Origin of the sequence: Mycolicibacterium litorale, from assembly GCF_010731695.1 — a bacterium.
GTDB lineage: Bacteria > Actinomycetota > Actinomycetes > Mycobacteriales > Mycobacteriaceae > Mycobacterium > Mycobacterium litorale.
In genome coordinates this window covers 3,875,753-3,902,353 of record NZ_AP022586.1, presented here as the reverse complement: position 1 = coordinate 3,902,353, position 26,601 = coordinate 3,875,753, and the positions used below count along the sequence as shown (strand labels likewise).

Below are 26,601 nucleotides of genomic sequence, written 5' to 3'. Positions count from 1 at the left end.
GTGCGATGACCGCGTCGCCGGCGAGCCACCCGAAGCCACTGGAGGCACCGCTGATCAGAACGACCTGTCTCATCGACGTACTCACTTTCCGTGCGGATCGGCAGCATTGAGCCGTGCGACGACGTCGTCGTAGTCCCCGCGCGCCTCGCCGTAGCGAAGGAATTTCACGCGGTCGACGAGGATCTCGTGGGTCTCGGGCTCAGCTTCGATGAGCGCCATCACCTCGGCGACGAACTCATCGAGCGGCATCGCGGCATCGTTCGTCTCCTGGCCAGGCATCAGCCCGGTCCGCACCGAAGGTGGAACCAGTTCGAGGACCTTGACGCTCGTGTCCGCCAGCTGCAACCGAATCGATTCGCCGAGCATGTGGATTGCCGCCTTGGACGCGTTGTATGTGGGAGTGACCTGCAGAGGCGCGAACGCCAGCCCCGAGGACACGGTGACGATGGTCGAGTCCGGCTGCTTCTGCAGGTGCTCGATGAACGCGGCGATCAGCCGAATCGGTCCGAGCAGGTTGGTCTCGACCGTGGTCGTCGCGGTGTCGAGGAACGTGTCCGGATGGTGCCAGTCCTCCATCCGCATGATGCCGGCCATGGCGATGAGGACGTTGAGGTCGGGATACTCCGCTTGTACCTGGGCGGCGGCGCGCCGGATGCTGTCGGGGTCGGTGGTGTCTATGGTGACCGCACCCAACTCGGGGTGCTCGGTGGCGATCCTGTCCAGTTCCTCTCTGCGCCGTCCACCGATCACGACGGTGTTGCCCCTGGCGTGCAGGGCTAGTGCCAGCGCCAATCCGATGCCGCTGGTGGAGCCGGGGATGAAGATGGTGTTTCCGGAGATCTTCACGGGGTTCTCCTCGCCTTGGTTGAACCGGTTCGTTTCAGGTCGCTTCGCAGCATGACTTTCCTGGACGGACGACGATCTGTCGTCGATGCTGTCCACCATCTCCACTGGGCACTGCCCGGTAGGCCGACTACCGGTTGGCAGGGGGTCCCGGAGGCTAGCCGGTAGCGCCGGTGCCCGGACGCCGTCGCGCCGGAATTGGGGGTTAGCGGCACCGACAACGGCGTCCCGATTCGGCAGGGTCCAGTGCATGAAAATGACATCACGCCGACAGAAGCGACATACTCCCGAAATCGCCGCGGTGATCGAAGTGCATCTCATGGGGCTCACCTGGAGTACGGCCTATCGCCGGAACCTCCGGTTCGACGGAACTGGACTGTCACCGCATCGATCGCATGGTTGACGTACTCATCCTCGGAGTTCTCGTGGGCCTGGCGACGTCCCTGGCCGTGGCGAAGTACTGCCTCAAACGGTTGACCGGGATTCGGTGAAACCGGGAATCGGCCCGTAGACGAAAGCCGTTGTTCCGTAACGACGCCACCACCGCGGGGCGTGCCAGGAGGGATCGGTGTCCGGGATTCGGGTGGTCGTGGCCGAAGACGAGGTCTTGCTGCGAGAGGGCCTGTGCAGCCTGCTCGCTCGATCGGGGCTGGAGGTGGTGGGCCAAGCGGGTGACGCCGACGAAGCGCTCGCCCTGGTGCGGCAGACGAAGCCTGATCTCGCATTGCTCGACATCCGTATGCCGCCCCATCACCGCACCGACGGCATCGACGTGGCGCGGGTCGTCCAACAGGAGATGCCGGGAACCGCGATCCTGGTGCTGTCGGCACACGTCGATGTCCATCACGCTAAAGAGCTTCTCCGCGAGGGTAAACCGATCGGCTATCTGCTGAAGAGCCGCGTCACGGAAGTGGCCGGCTTTCTCCAGGCGGTCGACCGGGTCGCCGGCGGCGAATCCGTGCTGGACCCGGTCTTCGTGCAGGAGTTGGTGAACACGCCCCGTCAAAGTGATCCCTTGGAGCGGTTGAGCCGCCGCGAACGTGAGGTACTCGTGCTGATGGCGGAAGGGCTGTCGAATGCCGGTATCGCCCGGCGCCTCTACCTCGCCGAGGCCACCGTTGAGAAACACGTCCGAAACGTGCTGGCCAAGCTGGACTTACCGGACATCGGCGATCAGCACCGGCGGGTGCAGGCGGTGATCATCTACCTGGAAAGTCGCTGAGCTCAGCGCGGCCCGCGCCATGCTTTCCTGCCGGAATCTCGCAGTGGATCCGCGTTCCTCCGCCAAGTGGGCTGTCGACCAGCAACCGGCCGCCGAGGGCTTCGACCCTGTCCTGCAGACCGAGCAGACCAGACCCTCCTCGGCAGACGGCGCCACCGATGCCGTCATCGGCAACGTGGACACACAGCACCTCGTTGTCCAGCACCGCCGAGACCTCAGCGTGCGTCGCCCTCGCAAGTTTGACCGCGTTGGTGAGCGACTCCGAGACGACATAGTAAGCACCGACCTCGACCGGCGCAGCCAACCGCCCGGGAACGTCGACCCGGACCCGAAGGGGCAGCGCCGATCTGGACGCGAGCGACCGCAATGCGGGTCCGAGACCGGCCTCGGACAGCACCGCGGGGTGGATTCCGCGCGCGATCTCCCGCAGTTCTGTGAGCACAGTCCGAAGATCGGACAACACCGTCTGCAACTCCCCCCGCACACTCGTGGTGAGGTCAGGACATTCGGTCAATGTCGCGATCCGCAGCGCGAGAGTGACGAGCTGCTGTTGAGCGCCGTCGTGCAGATTCCGCTCGATGCGCTCACGCGCCTCATCGGCTGCGGCGACGATTCTCGCGCGCGACGCGATGAGCTCGGCGCGGCTCTGTGCAGTGGCGATCGCGGTGGCGGTCAGGCCGGTGAACTCGCTGAGTCGCTCCTCGGCATCGGCTGGAAGCGGACCGGTCCCCGAGCCGATCGCGATGAGACCCCAGAGACTGCCGCTGACGTAGACCGGCACCGCGACCGCGCTGAGCAGACCTTCAGTCAGATAGACCTCGCCGCCGGGGACCTCGCGATAGTCATCCACCCGCGCCGGCCGCCCCGTACGCCATACCGTGCAGGTGAGACCGCGCTCCGGGAAGTTCGTCCACTCCTCACCGACGCGGACGTGCGGACCCGCGGTGCCCTCGTTAGCCACGATCGTGGCGGTACCGTGGCTCTCGAAACGGATCATCCGCGCGGTCACCGATCCGAACCGTCGCCGGATCTCCTTGGTCACCGCGGCGAACACCTCTGTGGGAGAGTCATTTCGTGCGATCAGCACGGCGAGACGCTTCAAGGCGGCCTGTGTGTCGGCCAGTTCGCAGAGCCGGTGCAGACGTTCGGTTTCTTCGATGGGGTTTCCTCTCTGTCGGTGTGCTGAATCGTGACGAGTCGACATCAACTCGGTATCAACGATAATGCAATGGTAGTACCGGCGAAAACACTGACTTGGATCGTGGGCGCGCGCGGCGAGCCCGTCACTTGTTATCGTCGGAAACATGGGTGACGGACCGAAGGGCCGACAGCGGCTGAGTACCGCCGAGAACCTCCTGAGAGCGGCAGCGGAACTCCTCGAGTCAGGAGGTGTCGATGCGGTGTCCACCAGGGCGGTCGCTGCTGCCGCCGGTGTTCAACCTCCGGTCATCTACCGGCGGTTCGGAGATAAGGACGGACTGCTCGACGCACTGACGCACTATCTGCTCCAGGAGTACGTCAAGGCAAAGATCCAGATCCTGGACGCCGCCGCCGACCCAATCGATCAACTGCGGCAAACCTGGGACTTGCACGTAGACTTCGGGTTACAGCATCCAGATGCCTACGTGCTCGCCTACGCCGCGCCACGCCCCCCTGGGGAGCTCGGTGCCGCGGCCAAGCGGGAGACGGTCAGCCTCCTCAAGGGCATGGTCGCCGAACTGGGGAACCAGAGCAAGCTCTCCATGAGCGTCGACCGCGCCACCCGCTACATCTTCGCCGCCGGCCTGGGGACCACGCTGTCTCTGTTGCAGGAACCGCCCGGCGAGCGGGATCTCGAGCTGTCCGAGCTGGCGAGGGAGAACGCGTTGTCGGTGATCGTGCACCGCAAATCGGGTTCACGGGCCCGCAACACCAAGCTCCCGGCGCGTGCGGTGGCGCTCGCCGAAGCGCTGCGCGGCGGGGAGGCCCTTCCGATGACCTCCGCCGAGCGGTCCCTGCTCAACGAGTGGCTGCGCCGACTCGCGGATCAGAGCACCTGAGCAACACAGGATTTCACGATCCGCGGATCAACGCCGCGGCGCGTTCGGCGATGCCGTACACCGTCGCCATGGGGTTGTTCGACGGCAGCGTCGGCATGACCGAAGCGTCGGCGATCCGAAGGCCGGGAACGCCGTGCACCCGCAGTTTCGCATCGACGACCGACTCGTCGGAGTCGCCCATCGCGCACGTCCCTGCCGGGTGGAAGTAGGTACCGAGCGCCTCTCTCAGATACTGGCGCAACGAGCCTTCATTGTCGACGTCCGGACCGGGAGCCAGTTCCTCGCCGAGCCACGGGGTGAACGCGGGAGCGGTACTGATGTCGCGTGCGATGCGGAAGCCCTCGAGAAGGGTCTTCCAGTCTCGTTCATCGCCCAGATAGTTGGGGTCGACGAGTGGTGGTTGCTCGAAGTTCGCAGTGGCCAACCGGACGCTGCCGCGGCTGTGCGGTTGGATGGCCGACACACCGATCAGATAGGAGTCGGGCATGTCGAGTCCCACTACCGCGGCGGTGTCGGACATGACGATCTGCAAGTCAGGCGCCCCACCGTCGGAGGAGGAGGTGTCGATCAATCCCATCACCTCACCGTGATTGTAGCGAGGCTTCGGAAGCGGTTGCGGTGAACGGCAGATGAGACCGCTGAGGGGATGGTCCTGCAGATTCGATCCAACTCCCGGCAGGTGCTCGAGGACGTCGATACCCAAGTCACGCAGATGAGCCCGCGGACCGATCCCCGACACCATGAGGAGCTGCGGTGAGCGGATCGCACCTGCGGCCAGCACGATCTCGTTGCCGTAGCGGATGGATGTGGAATGCCCGTCTGCGGCATGGAATTCGACTCCGACGCAGCGTCCGCTGAGGAGGATCAGCCGGTGCACCACGGCATCGGAGATCAACTCGAGGTTCGGCCGGTTCAGTGCCGGTAGCAGGTAGGCGTCCGCGGCGCTCTGACGGCGCCCATCGACAATCGCAAGATCTGCTGCAGCGAAGCCGGTCTCGATGCCGCTGCTGATATCGGACGCCGCCCGGTAGCCGCATTGAACGGCGGCCTCCAATCCTGCGGCGAGGACATCGTTCGGAGGATCGGCAGGACCCACGTGGAGGGGTCCGTCGACGCCGCGGACCGCCGGGTCGCCGTTGCGCGCCGTTTCACTTCGCTTGAAGTAGGGCAGCAGGTTGTCGAAGCGCCAACCGGCGGGCCAGTCGGCGTAGCTCTCGCGGTTCCCCCGGGCGAACATCATCGCGTTGATCGCCGACGAACCGCCGATACCGCGGCCGAGCGGTAAATGGACCGCCTTACCCGTGGTGGCCTGCACGGTCGTCAGAAAGCCGCCGTCGGCCGGTCCACCCATGAGCGTGTGCCACTCCGGCGGTCTCGCACTCGCCGGTGGCAGCACCGTGCTGCCGGCTTCGATGAGCAACACACGGGCGTCGGGGTTCTCGCTGAGGCGGCCGGCGAGTACCGAACCCGCTGTGCCTGCACCGACGATGATGAAGTCGTAGTCCTGCGTTTGCGACATGCGCGCTCCGTTTCCACTGATAACGATTAGACAGTACCATCGGTAGCTACGTTGGTAGCATGCCGAGTGGTACCACTGATAACGCACGAAACGGCCGACAGAATCCATCGTTCGTCTGAGGGGATCACTCGCATGGAAATCTCTTGTGCGTTCGCCACGGCGTCGAGTACGCCGGCTCATGTGCGGTTGGCCGAATCGCTCGGGTACGAGCGCGCATGGCTTTACGAGTCGCCTGCCGTCGTCACCGATGTGTGGATGGTCCTCAGCCGGTGCGCCGAGCAGACCACCCGCATCGGAATCGGCCCAGGCGTCCTGGTGCCTAGCCTGCGTCACCCGATGGTCAATGCCTCCGCGATTGCAGAACTCGTGGAACAAGCCCCCGGACGGGTTGCGGTCGCGGTGGGCGCCGGCTTCACCGGCCGGCTGGCCCTCGGGGAGCGGCCGATGCGGTGGCAGCATGTCGCCGATTACATCCGGTGCCTGCGCACCCTGCTGGCCGGCGAAACCGCCGAATGGCGAGGCGCGAAACTGCGCATGATGCAGTTGCCGGGCTTCGGCGCTCCGCGTCCCATCGACGTGCCGATCCTGGTGGCCGCTGACGGACCCAAGGGGCGCAGGGTCGCCGCAGAATTGGGCGACGGACTCTTCTCCGTGGCGCCGCCCGTTGCCGATGGGGCGACCGGTGGGAATTGGCGCGCGCAGTTGGTCTTCGGCACGGTGCTCGACGAGGGAGAAGAGGTGACATCACCACGGGCGGTCGGCGCCGTCGCTGCTGCGGCGGTACTGCACTACCACGCCATATATCAGCGTTCGGGAGCTGCCGCTGTCGATGCACTGCCGGGGGGACACGCGTGGCGCACCGCGCTCGATGCGCAACCGGCAGGGGAGAGTCATCTGGCGATACACCTGGTCGAGCCCGGGCCGCGGGTCCCCCTCGATCGGCTCGTAACGTGCCGCGACGCAATCGGATTGACGGGTACCGCAGCCCAAGTGGCCGGCGCCGCCACCCGATATGCCGCGACCGGCGTCACGGAACTCGTCTACCAGCCGAGCGGCCCTCACATCGAGCGTGAACTACGGGCCTTCGCCGGCGCGGTAGGGATCGTCCCCCGACGGTAACTGCGTTCAGCGGACGTCGACGTAGACGACGCGGTCGTGGTTGTCGTACCGCACGGACACGATCTGTGACTCATCGAGAGGCTTGACCGCACCGTGGTGATTGATGCGCACCTGGTATCCGCGGTCGTCGAGCTGGCTGATGACGTCCTGGGCGTTGCTCGGGCCCGCGGGCGCGGCCTGAGTGGGGGCAGCCAGGGTGAGGAGGGCTGGGGCCAGTCCACCGGCGACGATCGTGGTCAATCGGAACTTGTTCATTACTTACCCCTTTCGTGTTGGTCGCCCGTCGGTTTCGACCTCCGAGTGACCTCATGCACGTCGGCGGAGCTCGGCCATGACCGTCCGGCGTCCATGCAGGAGGTGAAGACGGCGTAGGCCTTCAGCAGCGCTTCCTGGATTCGATACCCCATGGCATCCCTCCGTCTGTTATCGACGATAACTACAACGCCGGTATCGGCGGAAATCATGCCTGGCCTGGTCAGCAAACGAAGAATTTCGGGCGAAATTTGCAATGTGCAGGGGTTTTGCCGCTATCTTCAAATAACCACCGGCCGGAGCGTCGAGGGAATCTCAGATGGCGTCGGGGGATGCATCTTCAAGGGGAGAGCGATGGATGCTTCGGCGTACATAGGGCGCGTCGGCGGCTTGGCGGTGGCGCTGGGGGTGGGCGCCGCGGTGGTGCTGGGTAGCCCAGGCGCGGCGTTCGCGACCACCGACACCGAGCCGACGTCGCAGACCGATGACGGTGATTCTGCGAACACGCCTGCAGCGGAACAGGATTCGCCGCGGCAGACGGAGAGCGCACAGGTCGCCGACGAGCAGGTCGCCGACGAGCAGGATGTCGACGACATCGAAGCTGACGACGCCGAGGCCGAGCCGCAGGATGTCACGGTCGACCCCGAGGACTCCATGGTGACCGACCCCGAGGAGACGGACCCCGACGGGACGACCATCGAAGCGGAACCGGTTGCGCCGGCGCCGCCGCAGAGCTTCGCGCGCAGCCGCGATCGCGACCACGAACCCGCAGCTCCGGAGCCCCCTAAGGTGTCGGAAGCCTCGGACAGCGCAGCGGCGCAGGAAGCCGAAACGCTTTCTGCCACCGCGGAAGAACCCGATACGGCCTCCTTCGGGGCCGACCAGCCGACCGGGCAGCCGTTGGCGGCGCTGCGGGGCGCCGTCGCCGACGACGTCTCGGAGTTGGGGCAGACGCTGGTCCCGCAGACGGCGGCCGTGGTCACGGCGATGACCGCGCCGACCGCGGCCCGGTCCGCCGCGCCGGTGCTCAACCGACTGCTCGCCGCGTTCGGATTGGGCTCGCTGCGCCACCTGCCCGCCCTGCCCAGCCCGACATGGGCGGTCAGCGCACTGATGGCGCTGGCCTCGCGGCGCGAAGTGGACCGCACGTTGGCGACGCGGTCGGTCAGCACCAGCCAGTCCACCGTCGCCCTGGCCGCGGCGGCGGCTCCGTACGACCCGGCCAAGGACTACGTGGTGACCCCGGTGACGGTCAGCGGCAACACAGTCCGGATCACCAACGTGACCGGTCCCGGCGGGCTGAACAACACCACCTCCCGTTTCGGTATCGGAGGTACGGACCTCGGAATCATGTGGGACAACGGAATTCGTGACAACCCGAACACGGCGGTCAACGAACACCAGGTGCTCATCGCATTCGGTGACACCTTCAGCAACCGCACGCCTGTGCGCACCGGGATCTGGCGGATGAACACGCTGTTCCGCAGCACGGACACCAAGCTGTCCAACGGCATGTACGTCGCCGACGGCATCCCCCACGACCCCGGCATGTACAGCGGCTCACCGATGAGCGACCCGAACTTCTCCCGCGAGATCATCGGCAACTACCACTACGGGATCGGACCCGAGGTGACGATGATCCCGACCGCGGCGATCTCGGTGCCCGGCGCGGGTGAGGACGGTGCGACGCGCCAGTACATCAACTACATGGCGGTGAAGTCGTGGGACACCCCCGGCCGCTGGACGACGAACTACTCGGCCATCGCCTACTCCGACGACAACGGCCAGAACTGGACCGTCGTCCCGCAGTCCTCGGTGCGGCCCGCCGCCGCCGGGCGGACGACGCTGCCGTTCGTCAACGGCGACCAGAACTTCCAGCAGGGCGCCTACGTCAGGAAGTACACGGTCGACCCCGTCACCGGCAAGCCGCTCAAGGACGCCGCGGGACGCGAGATCACCGACGGCTACATCTACTCCTACGGCACCCCGGCGGGCCGCGCCGGGACCGCCTACGTGTCTCGGGTGGCCGAAGCCGACATCCTCGACAAGACGAAGTACGAGTACTGGAACGGGACGTCCTGGACGCCGGGGAATCCGGCCGCGGCCAAACCGATCCTGCCGTCGACGACCACCACGAGCTTCTTCGGGCTGGTCAGGACCACCACATATCCGACCGTCAGTGAGATGTCGGTGCAGTACAACAGCTACGAGAAGAAATACATCATGTTGTACGGCGACAAGAACAACAACATCGTGATGCGCAAGGCCGATTCGCCCGAGGGGCCGTGGTCGGCCCCTGTGACGCTGGTGACGGCGTCGAAGATGCCGGGGCTGTACGCGCCGATGATCCACCCCTGGTCGTCGACGGAGAACCTCAGCCCCGAGGAGCAGCAGTACCTCTACTGGAATCTGTCGACCTGGGACGACTACCAGGTGAAGCTGATGCGCACCGATCTGACGAAGGTGTAGCGACACGGCTTCCGGGGACGACAATTCAGATATGAAGCGAAGGACGCTGGCAGCGCTGGCCGTCAGCGCTGCCGTACTGGGCCTGCCGGCCACCGCGGTCGCGCACGCGGCGCCCGCGGCCCCTCAACCCGGCGCGCCCTGCCCGCCACCGGTCGAGGGCGCACTGTCGCAGGTCGCCGACGACGCGGTCCTGCAGTGCAGCGGCGGTCGGTGGCAGGTCTACGCCGGGCCGTATCCCTCCAGCGACCGCTGGCTGTCCCACGGCGACGGCCTGGACCTGCACGGCCAGGGCATGCGCAACCCGGAGATGCTGTCCGGTCCGTGGACGGGGATCCCGCAGGATCCCGCGACCACCTGCCGCGCCGAGCAGACCGCCGTCGTCACCGCCGGCAAGGTGGGCGCACCGCAGGTGGCCGAAGGTGAGCCGGGCCAACCACTGCGATTCGAGGTGCTCCCGGTGATGTTCTCGATCCACCTGGACGGCGACTGCCTCTGGCAGGCCGGCTGAGGCCCTGGTCAGGGGCCCGGTGCCCGGGCAAACTTGAACCGCGTCAACACAGCGGTATGGTCAGTCCGAATTGTGCAACCAGAGCGGGACAGATCAGTGGACCTAGTACTCGGCGTGTCGATGACATCGACGGCGCTTCGCTTCGTGCTCGTCGAAGGGGCGACCGGTGACGGCGCGACCCTCGACAGCGGAACGCTCCACATGCCGGTGTCCGCAGCCAGCGCCGACGCGCTGATCAGCGCGGTGCTCGGCGAGGGCCAATACGCCGCCGTCCCCGGAGTTCGGCCCCGCGCGGTCGGCGTGACGTGGACCGAGGCCGTCGCGGAGGAGGCCGCCACGCTGGTGGCCGCCTTGACCGCCAGGGGCGCACAGAACGTCGTCGCCCTCTCGCCGGCGGAATCCGCGGCCGCGCTGGCCGCTGGTCTCGGCGATCTCACCGCCCAGGACGACCTCGCGGTGTGCGTGGCCGAACCCGACGCCGCGCTCGTCGCGGTCGTCACCGCGGACGCCGTGCACGTGGACCAGGTCGCGCACGACGGTGCCGCTTCGCTCGCTCGCCGGGTGCAGGAGGCCGTCGACTCGTCCGACGTGCGCCCCGAGGCGCTGTACGTGCTCGGCTCGGCCGACGACGTCGATGCCGTGGTCGGCGAGCTCGCCGGACGGGTGACGGCCCCGGTGCTGTCGGCCGCCGAGGCGGACCTCGCGCTGGCGCGCGGTGCCGCCGTGGCGTCGGCGCAGGGCTCGGTCGGCGTCGACGCCCCGATGATGCTGGCTCAGGTGGCCGCCGAACAGCCGAAGTCGTGGCGGACGTGGCGGATCCCTGCGCTCACCTCGGTGCTGGTCGCGGCCGTGGTCACCTTCGTCGTCTCGCTGTCGGTCGCACTCGGACTGCAGTTGACGCCGCAGATGCGGTCGGACGATGCGGCGACCCAGCAGGTCGCCAGCTCATCGGATCAGCCGAAGGCCGTCAGCGCACCCGCCGCCGAGGCGCTGCCGAAGGCGGCGCCGAAACCGGCCGCCCCGCCGCCACCACCCCCGCAGGCCCCGCCGGCACCGGCCCCGGCGGTCGCGCCCGTCGTCGACGTGCCCGAGGCGCCGGCCCCCGCGCCCGAGGCCCCGCCGGTCATCGAGCCCGTGTACGACGCACCCGTGGCCGCCCCGCCGCCCGCGCCGGTCTACGTGCCGCCGGCCCCGCCGGTGTACGTGCCACCCGCGCCGGCCGTCGCGCCGCAGCCCGCCTACGTGCCGCCGGCACCGGTCGCCCCCGCGTACACCCAGCCGCAGCCCGGCTACGTGCCGCCGGTCCCCCCGCAGCCCCGGCTGCGTGACCGGATCATCGAGCGCCTTCCGATCATCAACCGCTTCCACGAACCGCAGTACTAGGGTCCGCAGCGGCCATGCGCCGGTCGTGGCGCCGTAGCAGCAGACTCGCGACGGCGCATGCCAGGCCGATCGCCAACGCGACGGTGGCAATGGTCAGCCCGGCCTGACCGGCGGGCGGTGCTACGCCCAGCATCTGCGCGCGCCCCCAGGTGACCCACCCGATCAGGAGGGCCTTCACGATCAGGATCACCGAGACGATGCTCAGCGCAGTGGCGGGCCGCATGTATCCGAGGGTAGGCGCGTCGGCCGGGCGCCCTGCTGAACCCCGGTTCGACATCATTCCGTGACCGCGCCGTGACATAACGCAGGTTATTTCGTAGAGTGCTGGCGTGGGTAGGCACTCGAAGCCCAGCGAGCAGCGACGGATTCCGTCGTCATCGCTCGCGCTGGCGATGCTCGCCGCCCCCGCAGCGATGGTGATCGCCGCCGGTGCCGACGTGCACAGGGAGGCCGAACCCGTCGCCGCGCCCGCGCCGGTACCGCCGCCGCTGCCCGACGCGCCGGACTACAAACTCGAGGTCGTGGCTTCCGGACCTGCCGCCGGGCCCGCCGACCTCAAGGTCGCGCCCGGGCAGATGGCGTCCGTCTCGAACTGGCGGGTGGCGGATCGTGCCGTGCGGCAGGCGCTGCCCGTCGGCGTCGCGTCCGAGCGCGGCCTGCAGGTCAAGACCATCCTGGTGGCGCGCAGCGTCAGCGCGGTGTTCCCGGAGATCCGCCAGATCGGCGGCGTGCGGGCCGATGCGCTCCGCTGGCATCCTGACGGGCTCGCGGTCGACGTGATGATCCCGAATCCGAGTAGCGCCGAAGGCATCGCGCTCGGCAACCAGATCGTCGCGTACGTGATCAAGAACGCCGAACGGTTCGGTATGCAGGACGCGATCTGGCGCGGTGTCTACTACACGCCCAACGGTCCGCGCGGTTCGGGAAACGGGCACTTCGACCACGTCCACATCACCACGACCGGCGGCGGATATCCCACCGGTTCGGAGACGTACTTCCGCTGATTCGCCTGGCCCCTGTGGGGCTCTCGTCTTCGCGCTGCGCGTTCGTATCAAGACATCGGCGGGTTTGGCACCCAAAAAAGCACCCCTTCCGTCTACGGTTTGGGGGTGCCAAGCATGGATCGTCGCCGCGCAATGATGATGTTCGGATTCGGTGTGGCCGCTGCCGCCCTGCCGATCCCCCAGGCCGGAGCCCAGCCGGTGATCGGGGACGCCCCGCCCGGGCCGCCTCCCGGCCCCGGCGGGCTGGGGGATCCCGCGGCCGCAGCGCAGCCCGGACCCGGCCTCCTGTTCGCCGACGAGTTCAACGGTCCGGCCGGGGCGCCGCCGGACCCCGCGTCGTGGTTCATCGTTCCGGCCCGGGAGACCATCCGGAACCCCGTCGAATGGGACAAGCCCTACAACATGGGCCGCTACGTCACCGACCAGCAGCATGTCTTCCAGGACGGGGCGGGCAACCTGGTCATCCGCGCCACCCGCGGCGAGGGCGCCAACATCCAGGAGAAGTACGCCAGCGCGAAGATCATCGGGAACTGGCGCGGCGGTGTCGGAACCACCTGGGAAGCCCGCATCAAGCTGAACTGCCTGACCGACGGCGCATGGCCGGCGTTCTGGCTGATCAATGACAACCCGGTGCGGGGCGGTGAAGTCGACCTCGTGGAGTGGTACGGGAACCGCGACTGGCCGTCGGGCACCACCGTGCACGCACGACTGGACGGCACTCAATTCCAGACGAACAAGCACCCGGTCGACGGCGACTGGCACACCTGGCGCATGACCTGGAAACCGGAAGGCATGTACTTCTGGAAGGACTACCAGCCCGGTATGGAGCCGTTCTTCACGGTGCTGGCCAATTCCCTGCCCGAGTGGCCGTTCAACGATCCCGGTTACACCATGGCCCCGGTGTTCAACATCGCCGTCGGCGGCTCCGGGGGCCGCGAGCCCGCCGGCGGAAACTATCCGGCCGACATGCTGGTCGACTGGATCCGGGTCTTCTAGCCGCCGTTCCTCTCCTCGGCATCGCACGCGGCCGGTCGTTCGGTCGTGTGCGATGCCGTCGTGCACTGACACCCACGTCGCGACTCGCGGCGTGCTCCGCTGTGTCGCCGTCTTGATTCGCGGTCCGTTTTCGAGGGATTTCTGGCCGGACGGAGGCGGCGCCCAAGGCACCCGTGGGACCAGCATGGAGGTCAGACGCAACGAACACGGGAAGGGGCAGCAATCATGTCGGAAGTCATCGCCGGGGTGGAGGTCCCCGACACCGCCGCCGTCGCCGAGGCGACCCGACACGTTCGGGAGACCACCAGTCCGCTGATCTACCACCATTCCCGCCGGGTCTACTTCTTCGGACAGCTCCACGCGCAGGACTTCGCCGTCAAACCGGATCCCGAGCTGCTCTACCTGGCGGCCGTCTTCCATGACACCGGACTGCTGCGGCCCTTCTCCGAGGTGGAGCAGCGGTTCGAGGTCGACGGCGCCGACCACGGCCGCGCCTTCTTGCTCGAACACGGATTCTCCAGTGCCGCGGCCGACACCGTGTGGACAGCCATCGCGCTGCACACCACGCCCGGTATCCCGGGGCGGATGGGTCCGGAGATCGCCGCCACCCAACTCGGCGTGCTCACCGATGTCGTCGGCTTCGGTCTCGACCGGCTCGATCCCGACCAGATGGATCACATCGTCGCCGTACATCCGCGCGGGGACTTCAAGAACGACTTCCTCAGTGCCTACTTCGACGGACTCAAGAACCGCCCGGAAACGACCTACGGGACAGTGAACTCCGACGTCCTGGAGCACTTCATCCCGAACTTCCAGCGCACGACCTCGGTGGAGCGCATTCACAGCTCCGCCTGGCCGAGCTGACGACGCGGCGCCAGGAGACGGCGATGCGAGGCCTGATGAATTCGACGGGCGGCCAACGACTCACCCGGGGCGCGTCCTTCAGTGTGCTCGTCTCGGCCACCGTGGTGCTGATGGCGTCGACGAGCGCGCCGTCTCCGGTCTACCCGCTGTACCTGGAGCGCTGGGGCCTGTCGGTGACTTCTCTGACGGCGATCTTCGCGGTGTACGTCCTGGGACTGGTCGGGGCGCTGCTGACGGTGGGATCGCTGAGCGACCGTGTCGGGCGCAGGCCCGTGCTGATCGCCTCACTCGTGGTAGCCGCGGCGGGAACCGCGATCTTCTGGGCGGCCGAAGGGCCCGTCTGGCTCGCGCTCGCCCGGGTGGTGCAGGGCGTCGCGACGGGAACGGCGACGGGCGCCCTCGCCGCCGGGCTGCTCGAGTTCGCCCCTGCGGAGCGACCGCATCGGGGACCGACGATGACCGCCGTGGGGACGACCTTCGGGCTCGCCGTCGGCGGCGGTTCGGCAGGTCTGCTCGTTTCGCTCAGCCCACGTCCTGACGGGGTCGTCTTCCCGGCCCTCACGATGGCGCTGCTGCTCCTCGCCGCGCTGGTCTCCCTGATCCCCGAGACCGTCGCGCGCCGCAAGGCCGGGTTCGCCGCGATGCGGCCCCGTGTTCGCGTCCCCCGCGAGGCGCGGCGGGGGTTCGTGGCCGCGATCCCCGCGATCGTCGCGGGCTGGTCGATGACGGGGCTGTTCCTCGCGCTCGCACCGAGCTTGATACGAGACGTGATGCACGTCCGCTGGGGCGCCGCCGGAGGATTGAGCATCACGGTGCTGTTCCTCGCCAACAGCGGAGGCGGTCTGTGGGCGGCGCGGCTCACCGCGCGGCGAGCCAATGTGATTGGCGCAGTATTGCTTTCAGTGGGCGCGGCGAGTCTGGGCGCTGCGCTCTCAGCGACCTCGACGGCCGTGTTCATCGGGGGAGCGATCGTCTGCGGGGTGGGTGCCGGCCTGACGTTCAACGGAACTCTGCGCGGCATCAGCGAGGCCACCGAAGCGGGGTCGCGATCGGAGGTGTTCTCCGCCGCGTTCGTGGTCAGCTACGCGGCGCTGGGTGTTCCGTCTCTCGCCGCCGGCCTGGCGTCGCCGCTGTGGGGGCTGCAGACCACCGGCTACGTGTACATCACGTTCATCGGCGTGCTGTCGGTCGTCGCCGCCCTTCACGCCGCGTCGACGATCCGACGTTGCGCCAGAGCCGAACTCGTCCTGACCCCGCTAGCCACCCGTCCCTGCCCGCAGGGCCTGGACGTCCGTCAGAACCCATGAAAGGACACGTTATGCAAGCCATCACCGTACGAGACCGTGACGCCGGTGTCGGTGGGCTGACCCTCACCGAACTGCCCTACCCGCACGCCGCCGAGAACGACGTCATCGTGCGCGTGCACGCGGCCGGGTTCACTCCCGGCGAACTCGAATGGCCCGCCACCTGGACCGACCGGGCCGGTCGTGATCGCACGCCGACCGTTCCCGGCCACGAATTGTCGGGTGTGGTGGTCGAATTGGGCTACGGCACCACCGGCCTCACCGTGGGGCAACGGGTGTTCGGGCTCGCCGACTGGGCGCGTGACGGCGCGCTGGCCGAATACACCGCCGTCGAGGCGCGCAACCTCGCCCCTCTCGCCGCGGACATCGACCACGTCGTGGCAGCGGCATTGCCGATCTCGGGGCTCACCGCATGGCAGGGGCTGTTCGTCCACGCCGGGCTCCGGACCGGCCAGACCGTCGTCGTGCACGGTGCCGCCGGCGGTGTGGGATCGATCGCCGTCCAGCTCGCGCGCGAGGTGGGTGCGAGGGTCGTCGGCACGGGACGGTCGGACGACCGCGACGTCGTCCTCGGCCTCGGTGCACAGGCTTTCGTCGATCTGGCCGCCGACGACCTGCGGGATGTCGGCGAGGCCGATGTGGTGTTCGACGTCATCGGCGGCGACATCCTCGAGCGGTCGATCGAGCTGGTGCGTCCCGGCGGCACGGTCGTGACCATCGCCGTGCCACCCAAGGCACAGCCGAAAGACGGGCGCGCGGTCTTCTTCGTCGTCGAACCGGACCGGACGCAGCTCGCCGATCTGGCGCAGCGCGTGAGGGATGGCCGGCTACGGCCCATCGTCGGCGCGGTGCGTCCGCTCACCGAGACGGCCGACGCGTTCGCCGGTCGCCGGCGGGTACCGGGCAAGACCATCATCGCGGTGGCCGACGACCGGGACGGAGCACGGCAATGACCGGGGCGCGCATCGTCACGGGGCTGCTGAGCACCCTGACGGCGGCGGCGGTTCTCGCGTGCGGCTCCGCCGCGTCGAGTCCGCAGACCGACGCCACCTCGGCGCCGGTCGGGGAGACGCTGACGCCGTTGTTCTCCCAGGCGCTGCCGAACGTCCCGGGCAAGACCTTCACCTCGGCGGTGGTGACCTTCCCGCCTGCCGCACGCGCGGTACCCCACCGGCACGGCGACGCCTTCGTCTACGCCTACGTGCTCGAAGGCGCCGTGAGCAGCCAGCTCGAGGGCACGCCCGCGCAGGTGTACCACCAGGGGCAGAGCTGGTCGGAGCCGCCGGGCGCGCACCATGTCGCGACCGAGAACATCAGCCGCAGCGACGAGGCGAAACTGCTGGTGGTCTTCGTCGCCACCGACGGAGAACAACTCAAGGTCGACGATCCGCAGCCCTGACCTCAGCCCGCTCGAGGCGCGTCGTCGCAGGCATCCTCAGCCCGAACCGGCGCGCGCGGTGCTGAACCGGCGTTGGTAGGCCGCAGGGCTGATTCCCAGCTGTCTGGCGAAAACGCGCCGCATGCTCTCGTAGCTGGGGAAGCCGGCGAGGGCCGCGGCCTGTGTCGCGGTGTGCCGCTGATCGAGCAGGGCCCGCGCCATGTCGAAGCGGATGCTCTCCACATACCGGCCGGGGGTGGTATCCATCTCCTCCCGGAACAGCCGGGTGAGATGCCGGGTGCTCACGTTGAGGTGCCGGGCGAGTTCACTGGCCGAGTGGTCGCCGTGCGGGTCTGCCGTCACCCGATCGGTGATCTTGCGCAGGGCCGGCGAATGGGGTGGCGGTCCCTGCAGGGGAGCGGAGAACTGCGACTGGCCCCCTGAGCGCTGCATGTACACGACGAGGGCACGGGCGACGTCGCGGGTCAGGTCCGGTCCGTGGTCCTCCTCGAGGAGGGCGAGGGCCAGATCGATGCCCGCGGTCACTCCCGCCGAGGTGTAGATGCTGCCGTCCCGCACGTAGATGGCGTCGGTTTCCACGCGGCACGTCGGGCACCGGGTCGCCAGTGCTTGCGTCGCCTTCCAGTGTGTGGTCGCGCGCTTGCCTTCGAGGAGGCCGGCGGCGGCCAGGACGAACGCGCCGGTGCAGATCGACGCGACGCGGCGCGCCCCGGCCGCGGGAACGCGTGCGGCGTCGGCGAGGTCCTGGGGCACCCGCGTCCGCGGAAAGCGGTCCGAGCCGGGCACCAGATACGTGTCGGGTGCGGGCTCGTCGGAGACCCCGCCGTCGACCGTGACGCCGAAGCCGAGGTTCGACCTGATGCTCTCGCCTGTGGGCGACAGCATGACGAGTTCGTATTCGCCGCCGAGTCGATTGGCCTCCTTGAACACCTCCGCCGGTCCGGCGACGTCCAGCAGTGTCACTCCGTCGTAGACGAGGAACGCGACGCGGCGCGGGGCAGTCGTGCGTGCGAGGGGAGACGCGGTCACTCGCCGATTATGTGGCCGATGCCGGCCCAGCCGCGCACGGTTTGGCCGCCCGTGCGGCGGGTAGCCGGGACCATCCGACAGAACGGACGTCGATCCACGTGCCAGCCCAACCTTCCCGCGTAGTGGTGACCGGTGCATCCGGCAACGTCGGAACCGGCGTACTGCGCGCCCTTGCCTCGCAACTGCCCGACACCCAGGTCGTCGGCGTGTGCCGGCGACCTCCTACGCACGGTCATCCCTACGAGCGTGTGCGTTGGCACGCCGTCGATCTGGCCGCACCGAGCGCCGTCGCAGACATGGGGGCCGCCATGACGGACGCAGACGTCGTGATCCATCTGGCGTTGGCGGTCCAGCCGGTGCGCGACGAGGACTACCTGTATCGAGCGAATGTGGTTGGCACACAATCAGTCCTGGATGCCATGACGGCGGCCGGCGTGAGGCAGCTGGTCTACGCGTCCAGTCTGGGCATCTACGCGCCCGGGTCCGGGGAACCGGTGACCGAGGACTGGCCGACGACCGGCCAGGCCACCTCGATCTACAGCCGGCACAAGGTGATGGTCGAGCAGATCCTCGACGAGTTCGAGCGCCAGCACCCCGAGGTCACCGTGTCGCGGTTCCGGCCCACCGTCGTGGTGCAGCGTGAGGCCGCCTGGCTGATCAAATCGCTGTACCTCGGCCCGCTGGTGCCCAGGTCCGCGCTGGGCCTGCTGCGTCGGCGAGAGTTGCCTGTACTGCCGCTGCCCGCGCGTCTGAGACTGCAGTTCGTCCACGCCGACGACGTCGGCGACGCGGTGATCCGGCTGACCACCCAGCGGGCCCGCGGCTCGTTCAACATCGCGGCCGACGTGCTGGACACCGCCGCGCTCGCCGACCTCGTCGGCGCACGCCCGGTCGAGGTTCCGCCGACCGCCGTGCGCACTGTGGTGGCCGCCTTGAGTGCTCTGCGCATCGTGGCGCTGACCCCGGGCTGGTACGACGTGGCGTTCAACACCCCGCTGATGGACACGTCGAAAGCCCGCCGAGTTCTGGGCTGGACGCCGGGACGGTCCTCAGCGGAAAGCGCGCGGGAGTTGATCGAAGGCCTGGCCGAAGAGGCGGTGGGCACCAGCGCCGCCATGGGCTGGCAGCTGCGGCCCCGCAGGGATGTCCGCGGCGCGATCGACCGCGCGCACGACGTCACCCTCGGGTTGTGGGGGGTGTCGGCGTTGGCGCGGGCCGTCGGCGTGCGCCGCGCACGCGCGGTGGACGCGGCAGTGGTGGCAGCCAACCTCGTCACCGGGACGCCGATGGCGCTGGACCGGGTGCTCGATCGGCGCGCGGATCCGGTCGCATTGCTCGCGCCGGTGGCCGTCATAGCTGCGCTGGGCGCGACGGTGCGTGGCGGTTGGCTTGCGGTTGCCGCCACCGGCGCCTTGCAGTTGCTGCGCATGTCCGAACGCAACCAACGCAAGAAAGCCGTTATAACTCAGTCGTTTTCGCCTGCTGCGGGCGGGTAATGCCCGGTAATGGGTGTTTTACAGTCCGAAGTGGTCGTGGTGACCGGTGCCTCCAGCGGCATCGGGGAGGAGACGGCCCTGCGCTACGCCGGTCGGGGAGCGCGACTGGTGTTGGCCGCGCGCAACGAGGATGCGCTGGAACGCGTCGCCGACGAGTGCCGCGCAGCCGGCGCCGAGGCGGTGCTGGTCCAGGCGACCGATATCGGCGAATGCGGCGAGGTCGAGAAGTTGTTCGACGTCGCGCTCCAACGCTTCGGCCGGATCGACATCACGGTGCAGTCCGCCGCGATCACGGCGTTCGGCCGGTTCGAGGATGTGCCGGTTGACGTGTTCGACAACATCATCCGAACGAACCTCATCGGGGCCGCGAACGTGGCGCGGTGTGCGCTGAGCGCGTTCCGAGTGAGCGGAAGCGGGCACCTGGTGCTGATCGGCTCCCTGCTCGGAAGCGCCGCGGTGCCTTATCAATCCGCTTATGTGGCAAGCAAGTTCGCGCTCAACGGGCTGGTCCGGGCCTTGCGCCAGGAGAATCGCGACCGTCCCGGGGTGAAGATCCATGGCGTGTACCCCGGGCCGGTCGACACCCCGGTGTACAGCGCCGCGAGCAACTACTACGGCCGCACGCCGCGGGTGCCGCCGACCGCGGTCAAGGCGTCGACCGTGGTGTCGGCGATCGTGCGTGCCACGGATCGTCAGCGGTCCAGTGAGCGGCAGGTGGGGTTGGCCAACCTGCCCGCCATCGCGATGTACCGCCTGTTGCCGTCGATCTATGACGCTCTGGTGGGTCCGTTCCTGCGCGCGGTCGCCTTCACGGACGAGTCGACGGAGCCGACCGAGGGCAATGCCTTCGCGCGAAAATCAACGGACAGCGGCCGCTGAGATCGTCGCTCGCGAGCCGCTGTGACCAGAATCACAACCGGGCGTCTGATGCTGACGCGAGGAGCTGTCGGCCGCGCGGGAAACAGCCTGCGCGCGAACCCCGGAGCGGGCCCAAGCGGTTCCGGCAGCAAACATGAGTCGTGGGCGATCACGCGTGCGAACTGATTAGCTCATTAGGATAGGCTGCCCTAAACCAGCAGCTCACAACGCTACGCGTCGGCCGGGCTGGTTAGCGTGAAGTTACATCGTCAATGTCCCCAGCAGGATGCTACGTCGTGCGGAGAACGGCAGTTCGGCGCGGATCGTGCGGCTGGGCGTGTCCTCGCACTTGAAGCGGGTTTCAGCTAGCACCGGTGCTGTCAGGCAGGTCTCAGGGTTCTCACAGGGCGTTTTCGATTCTCGTCAGTCATCGCAGGTGAGACGTAGGCATTGTTCATCAGCTAACGCTCAGTTACGGTCCGTCCTGCCTGATAAGGCGACCCTCAGTTACTTCCACCAGGAGACCACGTGCACCACGCCCATGCCGCTGACTCGGGCCGGCATTCCGCCGCCCCGCAGTCGCGCGTCAGCAAGTTCCTCGCCGCCGGCGTAGCCGCCGCCGGCGCTGCCGCCATCGCCGTCACTCCGGTGTCGCCGGTGCTCGAAGACGTCAGGATCGAGGCCCAGGCCGAGCAGCGCGCGGTCGCGCTGACGGCTGCGGCGGACCCGCTCGTCGTGTTCCAGCGATTCGTCGCAGAGACCCTGCTGAATTCGGGGTACCTCGGCAGCAACGCCACGAACGCCTACGCGGCGGTGGCGTCGGCGTTCGTGGACGCCGACCTCTTCGGCGAACTGTCGGACATCGTCTTGGGCAACCTGTCCAACCCGACTCCGCTGCTGACGCGCCTGTCGCAGTTCCAGGCCGTCCACGGTGACGACCTGCAGATCGCCTTCTTCGGCCGGGAGGACGACCCGACCACGACGGCCAACGAGAACTACGACGGCGTCTTCGAGCGCTACCAGCTGGCGAACACGGAGTTCCAAACGCTGCTGGCGGATCTCCAGAACTACGACCCGCCGACGACCGATCCGACGCAGGGTCGGTTCACCAATGCGGCCTTCGAGATCAACAGTTTCTTCGTGTTCGGCGTTCTCGACAACCTCCGCCCGTTGATCGGCGGCACACCCGCGGGCGTCGTCCCGCTGTTCTCCATCCCGGGCGACTTCCTGGGCGGCGAGGTGGCCGGTGGCTTCGAGGGTGCTCTGCCCGGCTTCGACCGACTCGACAACCTGATCAACGTGTTGAACGAGCAGACGCTCGTCCGTGCCGCTGTCGGTCCGTTCCAGACGGCGTTCTTCCAGGTCGCGAAGTCGCTGGACGACGCACTGGCGGCCTACGAAGAAGGCGACACCGAAGTCGCGATCAACGAGCTGACCAACCTGCCTCTCCGGACGGTCAACGCGTTCGTCAACGGCTTCGCCCCGAGCTTCAGCCCGGGTGGGGAAGAGTGGCCCAGCCTGCTCGACCCGAGGCAGCAGCAGGCCGGTCTGTTCAAGTACCTCGCGGTCGACCTGCCCAACCAGCTCATTACCGCGCTGGGCGGAACGCCGTACGTGCCGCAGGTGCCGCCGGCGCCGACCGCTCCCGGTGCGCAGACAAGCGCGCTGCTCGCAGCCGCGGCCGCGCCGGAGGGCACCGTCAAGGAGACCGAGCCGGCCGCCGAGCTTCCCGCGGGGGCGTCGGCCGACGACACGGCGAAGCTGGTCAGCGACAACGAGGTCGACACCACCGCCGGTGAGTCCGGGGAGATCGTCGAGGAGACCAAGGATGACACCAAGGTCACTCCGGGCAAGGTGAGCTACAAGCCCGGCGACGGTCTCAAGGCGTTGAAGAAGGCCGGCGACGACTTCAACAAGGGCGTCAAGAACTTCTTCAGTCCCAAGAAGAAGGACAGCAACGAGGGCGGGGCTGCCGGCGCTGACACCGGCAGCACCGGTGGCACGACTGGTGGAGACGCTGGCGGCGACAACGCCGGTGGCGACACCGCCAAGTAATTCGACGCAGTAGCAGCGACGGCCCTCTCGGCGACGAGGGGGCCGTCGTCGTCTCGAACGGCGCTACGCTCCCCACCGTGGCGGACGCGAACCAGGCGACGTGACTCGCTAGATGGCCGAGACAGCGTCGCAGCCCAGCTCTAGTCGCTCGAGGCGACGTACGAGCAGGCTCGGCAGCCACCGCCCTGTTTCAGTGGCTTCGATGTTCGAGGTGCGTTCCAGGAGTTGGCCCACCATGATCTTTGCCTCCAACCGCGCGAGCGCCGCTCCGACGCAGAAATGGGCTCCCTTGCCGAAGGTGAGGTGACCCTTTCCACCGGAGCGGCCCAGTAGGAATTGATCGGGATCTTCGAAGTGCGATGGGTCCCGGTTGGCCGCTCCCCACAACAGCAGCAGGCGCGACCCCGCTGGCAGGTCCACACCGCACAGCGTCGTGTCGTTGACGACGTGGCGGTAATGGCCTCGAAACGGTGGTTCGTAGCGCAGCACCTCCTCGACAAATGCGCCGAGTAGTTCCGGATCTTCACGCACCTGCTGTTGTATGTCGGGACGGGTCGCCAAAATCCAAGCCGCGGAACCGATCAGCGACGCGGTGGACTCACCGCCCGCGCTGAACAGAATGATCATCATCGCCTGCGCGGTGAGTTCTTCGATCTCGCCCGATGCGCATGCCACGGCCAAATCGCCGAGGAGGTTGTCGTGCGGGTCGGCGGCGGCCTGCCCGAACTGATCGGCGATGTATGCGGCGAGTTCCATCACGGCGACGCCGGAAGCGGCGAGCTGATCTTGGCTCACAAGGCCTTCGACCACCTGGGTGGCTGCATACCCCCAGCCGACGAGCTTGTCGATGTCGGTGTCCGGGACACCGATGATGCGCCCGACGATCATCATCGGCAGTCGATTTGCGATGGCGTGCATCCATTCGATGCGCCCGCCCCGCACGTTGGCGTGCCAGAGTCGCTCGGCTGTTTGCGCGATGAACGGCTCGAACTCGCGGATACGCTTGGCCGCCAGTTGCGGTAGCAACGCTTTCCGGTGGACCGCATGCATCGGCTCGTCGGCGGTGGCCAGCACATGGCTCTTGCCCCCTAGACCTTCCATCTCGAAAACGCCCACCGAGCCGCCAGGTTGGTAGGTCATCGTCGCGGTCAGATTCGAGGAGAAGTCTTCGGGTCGAGCGATGGCGTCGTTGACCGCATCCCAACTGCACACCGCATAGAACCCGGAATCGCCAATCCGATGCACCGGTGCCGTGTCCAGCATTCGCCGGTAGAGCGGGTAAGGGTCTTGGATGCACTCGTCATCGAACAACTGGATGCCGAGCCGGCCATCGCATGACGTCATTCCCTCACGCTGGGCGGCGATGACTGCCGCGTCAAGAGATTGCAGCCACGTTGAAACCGCTGCTCGGGCAGCGTGCGAGGTGCCGTCTCACGCCGTCCTTCGCACCTGCGTCAACGTTGGAATAAGCCGCCGAGTTCGTCTCAATCCTGAGACGATCGGATTCCCACGTATGGAGGGGTGGACCCGTGGCTCGAGATGATTGGCTCATTGGCGGCGAGCGTCGTACGGCTGCCGCAGACCGCATCTATGCCGCCGCCACCGACCTCGTCGTCCGCGACGGCCTCGAAGCCTTTGACATCGACGCCCTGGCCGCGCGAGTGCACTGCTCGCGGGCCACTATCTACCGCTATGCGGGAGGTAAAGCCCAGATCCGCGACGCCGTTCTGCTGCGCCTTGCAGCTCGCATCGTCGACTCGGTTCGGCGCGCCGTCGATGGCCTGACGGGCCCGGAGCGGGTAGTGAAAGCAATCACGGTCGCACTTGAACACATCCGGTCAGACCCGATGCGTCAAATGATGGCGGGCTTGAGCGCCGGCCGAGATTTGACCGAGCTTCCTTCGTCGCCGGTGCTGGGCCATCTCGCGGCCGACCTCACCGGGATCACCGACGACGACCCAGAGGCCGCCCAATGGATCGTTCGCGTCGTCATGTCGCTGGCTTACTGGCCCATCGGCAACAGCGACGTCGAACACCAGATCGTGCAACGGTTCGTCGCACCGGTATTCGACTGATGCGATGAGGAGCACGAGCCCGGCAGTCTGCCCGACGCTCGCCGCTGAGCCGACGCCCGGCTGAACGGACCATCGCCCAGGTCGTCGTGGAGCCGATGACGGGAATCGAACCCGCGTATTCAGCTTGGGAAGTATTTACGATGCCCAAACGAGTGAGCGAGACCGGCTGGTAGGAGGGCCTGGAAGTAGCACTGTCTGCGCTGGTAAAGCTCACTTTCGCTACGGCTAATGAACGCCTCTAGTAACGCCGAGGTACTCCCGCAGTTCGGCTGCGTCTACGGGACCGAAGCGGGACCGCGCGTTGACCTGGAACCGTCCATTGCACTTTAGGATGCTGGTAACCGTGACTGCTGCGGTACCGCCTTATACGGACATGCTCTGGCCGACACTCCAGGCTGCGATCGCCCTGGGCGGGTCGGCGTCAATTGCAGAATTGGACGCGGCGGTCATCGACCGCGAGCAGTACTCGCCGAAACAGCAAGAAGTGCTGCACGGCGACGGACCGCTAACCGAAATTCAATACAGGCTCGGTTGGGCGCGGACCTATCTCAAGGGCATGGGACTGCTCACAGACAGTAAGCGGGGTGTCTGGACGGTAACCGAGGCCGGGCAGGCCGCGAAGCAGGGAGACATCGTCCCGCTGCACCAGCAGTTCGTGAACGTTTCCAAGAAGAAGGGCAAGAAGAAGACTTCGAAGTCGAACGTCTCGGGCGAGCTTGACCAAGTAGAAGCGGAGGCCGAGGCGGATTGGAAGGATGCGCTTCTGGAAACGCTGCTAAAGATGTCGCCGACCGCGTTCGAGCGCCTAGCTCAACGGCTGTTGCGGGAATCGGGATTCAGTAGTGCGGCGGTTACCGGGAGAACGGGCGACGGCGGTATCGATGGGCTCGGCGTGTACCAAATTTCACTGCTGAGCTTCCCGGTGTTTTTTCAGTGCAAGCGATACAAGGGCAGTGTCGGTAGCTCAGCCGTTCGGGACTTTCGCGGAGCGATGGCCGGTCGCGGAGAAAAGGGGCTGTTGATCACAACCGGCAGCTTCACGAACGATGCGCGGGCGGAAGCCAAGCGTGATGGAGCGCCGCCCATCGACTTGATCGACGGGGACCGGTTGTGTGATTTGCTGAAGGAGAACGCCATCGGCGTCACCACCACCGAGCGTGTGGTTGAAGACGTGAAGGTCGAAACCGGCTACTTTGCTTCCCTCGAACCCAAATAGTAGGCACTTCCATTCCTGGGACGAATGGAGGTGACGCTCGTGAAACGCCAGCCATCACCGCCTCCACCACCGCATGCAGTGGGCGAGACCACGCAGAATATCAGCGCGGTGCCGCGAATCGGCGCCCTTCAGAGCGATTGCGATAGCGAGCGTCCGGCTCGCTGCCAGCACTACGGTGCTGATGAGGAATATAATCCCCAGAACTGTGATCACTGCGCGCTCCCTACCGTCGACCGGTTTTGGACAGACTCCAGCTGTGGAGTCCACCGGTCGCTGGCAAGAGCTACAACATGTGGATCAAGATATCGGTTGCCACGAAATGTGGCAAGAGCTGTTCCATGGCTGCCTAAGCAAGGTCCTTTTCAGACGCGCTCGCCGGGATATCCGCGCGAACGATCACCCCGGCGCTGACGGGCATGGACGGCGAACGCCTTGGCGTAGGTTCTGGACCGTTCGCATGGTCCTGGAGCAGGCGGTTGTGGATGGCCGGCTGGCGAAGAGCCCCGCCGAGTACATCAAGCTCCCGACTGAGACCGGCACCAACGGTGGTCAGGTCGGGGTGGTCGTGGACCGGGCGAGTTCCTCACCCCTGCACAGGTTTCGCGCTCGTAGCCGCGACCCCTTTGCCCTACAACGTCTTGGTCCACGTCGCGGCGTGGGCGGGGTTGCGAGCGGCGGAACTCGGCGGGCTCACCATCGCCAACGTCGAACTGCCGGACCCGCCGTTGAACCCAACGCCCCGGCCAAGCCAGGCGTGCTGCGGGTCGAGCAGGCTGCGCGCGCAAAGGGTGCGGCCATCGAGTACGGCCCGCTCAAGACCAAGCAGAGCTACCGTCGCGTGCCGCTTACCGCCGAGACGACCGAGTTGCTGCGGGACTACCTCGCGGCGCATCCGCGCAGGGTGAGCCTGACGCCCCGCTGTTCCCCGGTACGACGTTGACGCGTCCCCGG

Annotated in this window: 25 protein-coding genes; 18 read left to right on the top strand and 7 right to left on the bottom strand. The window is 67.3% G+C overall.

Annotation, left to right across the window (positions count from 1 at the left end):
• Positions 1-81: 81 nt before the first annotated feature.
• The gene (locus tag G6N30_RS18580) at positions 82-846 is read right to left on the bottom strand and encodes an SDR family oxidoreductase (protein ID WP_134057878.1); all 765 of its coding nucleotides are present in this window, start codon (positions 844-846) and stop codon (positions 82-84) included.
• A 565-nt stretch (positions 847-1,411) separates the two neighbouring features.
• Between G6N30_RS18580 and G6N30_RS18575 the strand changes: the two genes are divergently transcribed.
• Positions 1,412-2,065, top strand: coding sequence for a response regulator (locus G6N30_RS18575; RefSeq protein WP_179965491.1), 654 nt, complete (start codon positions 1,412-1,414; stop codon positions 2,063-2,065).
• On the opposite strand, the gene G6N30_RS18570 is transcribed toward G6N30_RS18575, so the two are convergent.
• Positions 2,043-3,371: a GAF domain-containing sensor histidine kinase gene (locus G6N30_RS18570; protein ID WP_234880267.1), complete on the bottom strand. Its 1,329-nt coding sequence runs from the start codon at positions 3,369-3,371 to the stop codon at positions 2,043-2,045. The two genes, G6N30_RS18575 and G6N30_RS18570, sit on opposite strands and share 23 nt — an antisense overlap.
• Between G6N30_RS18570 and G6N30_RS18565 the strand changes: the two genes are divergently transcribed.
• Complete coding sequence (locus tag G6N30_RS18565) at positions 3,370-4,104, top strand: TetR/AcrR family transcriptional regulator (protein WP_134057876.1); 735 nt, start codon at positions 3,370-3,372, stop codon at positions 4,102-4,104. The genes G6N30_RS18570 and G6N30_RS18565 overlap by 2 nt on opposite strands.
• A gap of 13 nt (positions 4,105-4,117) precedes the next feature.
• Here G6N30_RS18565 and G6N30_RS18560 read toward each other — a convergent pair whose 3' ends face one another.
• The gene (locus tag G6N30_RS18560; RefSeq protein WP_244964974.1) at positions 4,118-5,803 is read right to left on the bottom strand and encodes a GMC family oxidoreductase; all 1,686 of its coding nucleotides are present in this window, start codon (positions 5,801-5,803) and stop codon (positions 4,118-4,120) included.
• Here G6N30_RS18560 and G6N30_RS18555 point away from each other — a divergent pair, their 5' ends adjacent.
• Positions 5,804-6,742, top strand: coding sequence for an LLM class flavin-dependent oxidoreductase (locus G6N30_RS18555; protein WP_234880299.1), 939 nt, complete (start codon positions 5,804-5,806; stop codon positions 6,740-6,742).
• Positions 6,743-6,748: 6 nt separating this feature from the next.
• Here the strand turns inward: G6N30_RS18555 and G6N30_RS18550 are convergent, their stop codons facing one another.
• A complete protein-coding gene (locus G6N30_RS18550) occupies positions 6,749-6,997 on the bottom strand; it encodes a hypothetical protein (RefSeq protein ID WP_134057872.1) in 249 nt (82 codons plus the stop codon).
• A gap of 351 nt (positions 6,998-7,348) precedes the next feature.
• Between G6N30_RS18550 and G6N30_RS18545 the strand changes: the two genes are divergently transcribed.
• From G6N30_RS18545 to G6N30_RS18535, 3 genes are all read left to right on the top strand, one after another.
• A complete protein-coding gene (locus G6N30_RS18545) occupies positions 7,349-9,463 on the top strand; it encodes a glycoside hydrolase family 183 protein (protein ID WP_134057870.1) in 2,115 nt (704 codons plus the stop codon).
• Between the two features lie 31 nt (positions 9,464-9,494).
• Positions 9,495-9,971: a hypothetical protein gene (locus G6N30_RS18540; protein WP_134057868.1), complete on the top strand. Its 477-nt coding sequence runs from the start codon at positions 9,495-9,497 to the stop codon at positions 9,969-9,971.
• A gap of 120 nt (positions 9,972-10,091) precedes the next feature.
• A complete protein-coding gene (locus G6N30_RS18535; RefSeq protein WP_276026788.1) occupies positions 10,092-11,354 on the top strand; it encodes a DUF7159 family protein in 1,263 nt (420 codons plus the stop codon).
• Here G6N30_RS18535 and G6N30_RS18530 read toward each other — a convergent pair.
• On the bottom strand, positions 11,326-11,577 hold the full coding sequence (locus G6N30_RS18530) for a hypothetical protein (protein WP_134057864.1): 252 nt from the start codon (positions 11,575-11,577) through the stop codon (positions 11,326-11,328). The two genes, G6N30_RS18535 and G6N30_RS18530, sit on opposite strands and share 29 nt — an antisense overlap.
• A gap of 106 nt (positions 11,578-11,683) precedes the next feature.
• On the opposite strand from G6N30_RS18530, the gene G6N30_RS18525 reads away from it, so the two are divergent.
• The 6 genes from G6N30_RS18525 (at position 11,684) to G6N30_RS18500 (ending at position 16,921) form a co-directional block, all read left to right on the top strand.
• On the top strand, positions 11,684-12,358 hold the full coding sequence (locus G6N30_RS18525) for a VldE C-terminal domain-containing protein (RefSeq protein WP_179965490.1): 675 nt from the start codon (positions 11,684-11,686) through the stop codon (positions 12,356-12,358).
• Positions 12,359-12,472: 114 nt separating this feature from the next.
• Positions 12,473-13,354 (top strand): glycoside hydrolase family 16 protein, encoded by an 882-nt coding sequence (locus G6N30_RS18520; protein WP_134057862.1) that lies wholly within the window; start codon positions 12,473-12,475, stop codon positions 13,352-13,354.
• Between the two features lie 225 nt (positions 13,355-13,579).
• Entirely contained in the window at positions 13,580-14,218 is a 639-nt protein-coding gene (locus G6N30_RS18515) for an HD domain-containing protein (RefSeq protein ID WP_134057860.1), read from the top strand.
• Positions 14,219-14,241: 23 nt separating this feature from the next.
• Positions 14,242-15,525 (top strand): MFS transporter, encoded by a 1,284-nt coding sequence (locus tag G6N30_RS18510; RefSeq protein ID WP_134057858.1) that lies wholly within the window; start codon positions 14,242-14,244, stop codon positions 15,523-15,525.
• Between the two features lie 11 nt (positions 15,526-15,536).
• Complete coding sequence (locus tag G6N30_RS18505; RefSeq protein ID WP_134057856.1) at positions 15,537-16,475, top strand: NADP-dependent oxidoreductase; 939 nt, start codon at positions 15,537-15,539, stop codon at positions 16,473-16,475.
• Complete coding sequence (locus G6N30_RS18500; protein WP_134057854.1) at positions 16,472-16,921, top strand: cupin domain-containing protein; 450 nt, start codon at positions 16,472-16,474, stop codon at positions 16,919-16,921. Before G6N30_RS18505 ends, G6N30_RS18500 begins: the two co-directional genes overlap by 4 nt.
• Positions 16,922-16,957: 36 nt before the next feature.
• Here the strand turns inward: G6N30_RS18500 and G6N30_RS18495 are convergent, their stop codons facing one another.
• Positions 16,958-17,950 (bottom strand): GlxA family transcriptional regulator, encoded by a 993-nt coding sequence (locus G6N30_RS18495; protein WP_234880266.1) that lies wholly within the window; start codon positions 17,948-17,950, stop codon positions 16,958-16,960.
• Between the two features lie 125 nt (positions 17,951-18,075).
• Between G6N30_RS18495 and G6N30_RS18490 the strand changes: the two genes are divergently transcribed.
• The 3 genes from G6N30_RS18490 (at position 18,076) to G6N30_RS18480 (ending at position 22,359) form a co-directional block, all read left to right on the top strand.
• Entirely contained in the window at positions 18,076-19,446 is a 1,371-nt protein-coding gene (locus G6N30_RS18490) for an NAD-dependent epimerase/dehydratase family protein (RefSeq protein ID WP_234880265.1), read from the top strand.
• A 39-nt stretch (positions 19,447-19,485) separates the two neighbouring features.
• Positions 19,486-20,325: an SDR family NAD(P)-dependent oxidoreductase gene (locus G6N30_RS18485; RefSeq protein ID WP_234880264.1), complete on the top strand. Its 840-nt coding sequence runs from the start codon at positions 19,486-19,488 to the stop codon at positions 20,323-20,325.
• Positions 20,326-20,832: 507 nt separating this feature from the next.
• Complete coding sequence (locus G6N30_RS18480; RefSeq protein ID WP_134057846.1) at positions 20,833-22,359, top strand: hypothetical protein; 1,527 nt, start codon at positions 20,833-20,835, stop codon at positions 22,357-22,359.
• Between the two features lie 108 nt (positions 22,360-22,467).
• Here G6N30_RS18480 and G6N30_RS18475 read toward each other — a convergent pair whose 3' ends face one another.
• The gene (locus tag G6N30_RS18475) at positions 22,468-23,703 is read right to left on the bottom strand and encodes a cytochrome P450 (protein WP_134057844.1); all 1,236 of its coding nucleotides are present in this window, start codon (positions 23,701-23,703) and stop codon (positions 22,468-22,470) included.
• Between the two features lie 185 nt (positions 23,704-23,888).
• Here G6N30_RS18475 and G6N30_RS18470 point away from each other — a divergent pair, with 185 nt between their 5' ends.
• The 3 genes from G6N30_RS18470 to G6N30_RS18460 all read left to right on the top strand — a co-directional run bounded on the left by G6N30_RS18470 (position 23,889) and on the right by G6N30_RS18460 (position 26,590).
• Positions 23,889-24,434 carry a TetR/AcrR family transcriptional regulator gene (locus G6N30_RS18470; protein WP_134057842.1) on the top strand — a complete coding sequence of 182 codons (546 nt, stop codon included), beginning with the start codon at positions 23,889-23,891 and terminating at the stop codon, positions 24,432-24,434.
• Between the two features lie 331 nt (positions 24,435-24,765).
• Complete coding sequence (locus G6N30_RS18465) at positions 24,766-25,650, top strand: restriction endonuclease (protein ID WP_134057840.1); 885 nt, start codon at positions 24,766-24,768, stop codon at positions 25,648-25,650.
• A 256-nt stretch (positions 25,651-25,906) separates the two neighbouring features.
• Entirely contained in the window at positions 25,907-26,590 is a 684-nt protein-coding gene (locus tag G6N30_RS18460) for a site-specific integrase (protein ID WP_134057838.1), read from the top strand.
• The last annotated feature ends 11 nt before the right edge of the window (positions 26,591-26,601 follow it).

What these genes read in the sequence shown, in the direction of transcription:
- G6N30_RS18570 (WP_234880267.1), bottom strand. Translation starts at nt 3,371, where the DNA reads ATGTTTCCGACGATAACAAGTGACGGGCTCGCCGCGCGCGCCCACGAT.
- G6N30_RS18475 (WP_134057844.1), bottom strand. Translation starts at nt 23,703, where the DNA reads ATGACGTCATGCGATGGCCGGCTCGGCATCCAGTTGTTCGATGACGAG.
- G6N30_RS18510 (WP_134057858.1), top strand. Translation starts at nt 14,242, where the DNA reads ATGCGAGGCCTGATGAATTCGACGGGCGGCCAACGACTCACCCGGGGC.
- G6N30_RS18545 (WP_134057870.1), top strand. Translation starts at nt 7,349, where the DNA reads ATGGATGCTTCGGCGTACATAGGGCGCGTCGGCGGCTTGGCGGTGGCG.
- G6N30_RS18515 (WP_134057860.1), top strand. Translation starts at nt 13,580, where the DNA reads ATGTCGGAAGTCATCGCCGGGGTGGAGGTCCCCGACACCGCCGCCGTC.
- G6N30_RS18550 (WP_134057872.1), bottom strand. Translation starts at nt 6,997, where the DNA reads ATGAACAAGTTCCGATTGACCACGATCGTCGCCGGTGGACTGGCCCCA.
- G6N30_RS18505 (WP_134057856.1), top strand. Translation starts at nt 15,537, where the DNA reads ATGCAAGCCATCACCGTACGAGACCGTGACGCCGGTGTCGGTGGGCTG.
- G6N30_RS18535 (WP_276026788.1), top strand. Translation starts at nt 10,092, where the DNA reads ATGACATCGACGGCGCTTCGCTTCGTGCTCGTCGAAGGGGCGACCGGT.
- G6N30_RS18500 (WP_134057854.1), top strand. Translation starts at nt 16,472, where the DNA reads ATGACCGGGGCGCGCATCGTCACGGGGCTGCTGAGCACCCTGACGGCG.
- G6N30_RS18465 (WP_134057840.1), top strand. Translation starts at nt 24,766, where the DNA reads ATGCTGGTAACCGTGACTGCTGCGGTACCGCCTTATACGGACATGCTC.
- G6N30_RS18560 (WP_244964974.1), bottom strand. Translation starts at nt 5,803, where the DNA reads ATGAGCCGGCGTACTCGACGCCGTGGCGAACGCACAAGAGATTTCCAT.
- G6N30_RS18565 (WP_134057876.1), top strand. Translation starts at nt 3,370, where the DNA reads ATGGGTGACGGACCGAAGGGCCGACAGCGGCTGAGTACCGCCGAGAAC.
- G6N30_RS18520 (WP_134057862.1), top strand. Translation starts at nt 12,473, where the DNA reads ATGGATCGTCGCCGCGCAATGATGATGTTCGGATTCGGTGTGGCCGCT.
- G6N30_RS18540 (WP_134057868.1), top strand. Translation starts at nt 9,495, where the DNA reads ATGAAGCGAAGGACGCTGGCAGCGCTGGCCGTCAGCGCTGCCGTACTG.
- G6N30_RS18530 (WP_134057864.1), bottom strand. Translation starts at nt 11,577, where the DNA reads ATGCGGCCCGCCACTGCGCTGAGCATCGTCTCGGTGATCCTGATCGTG.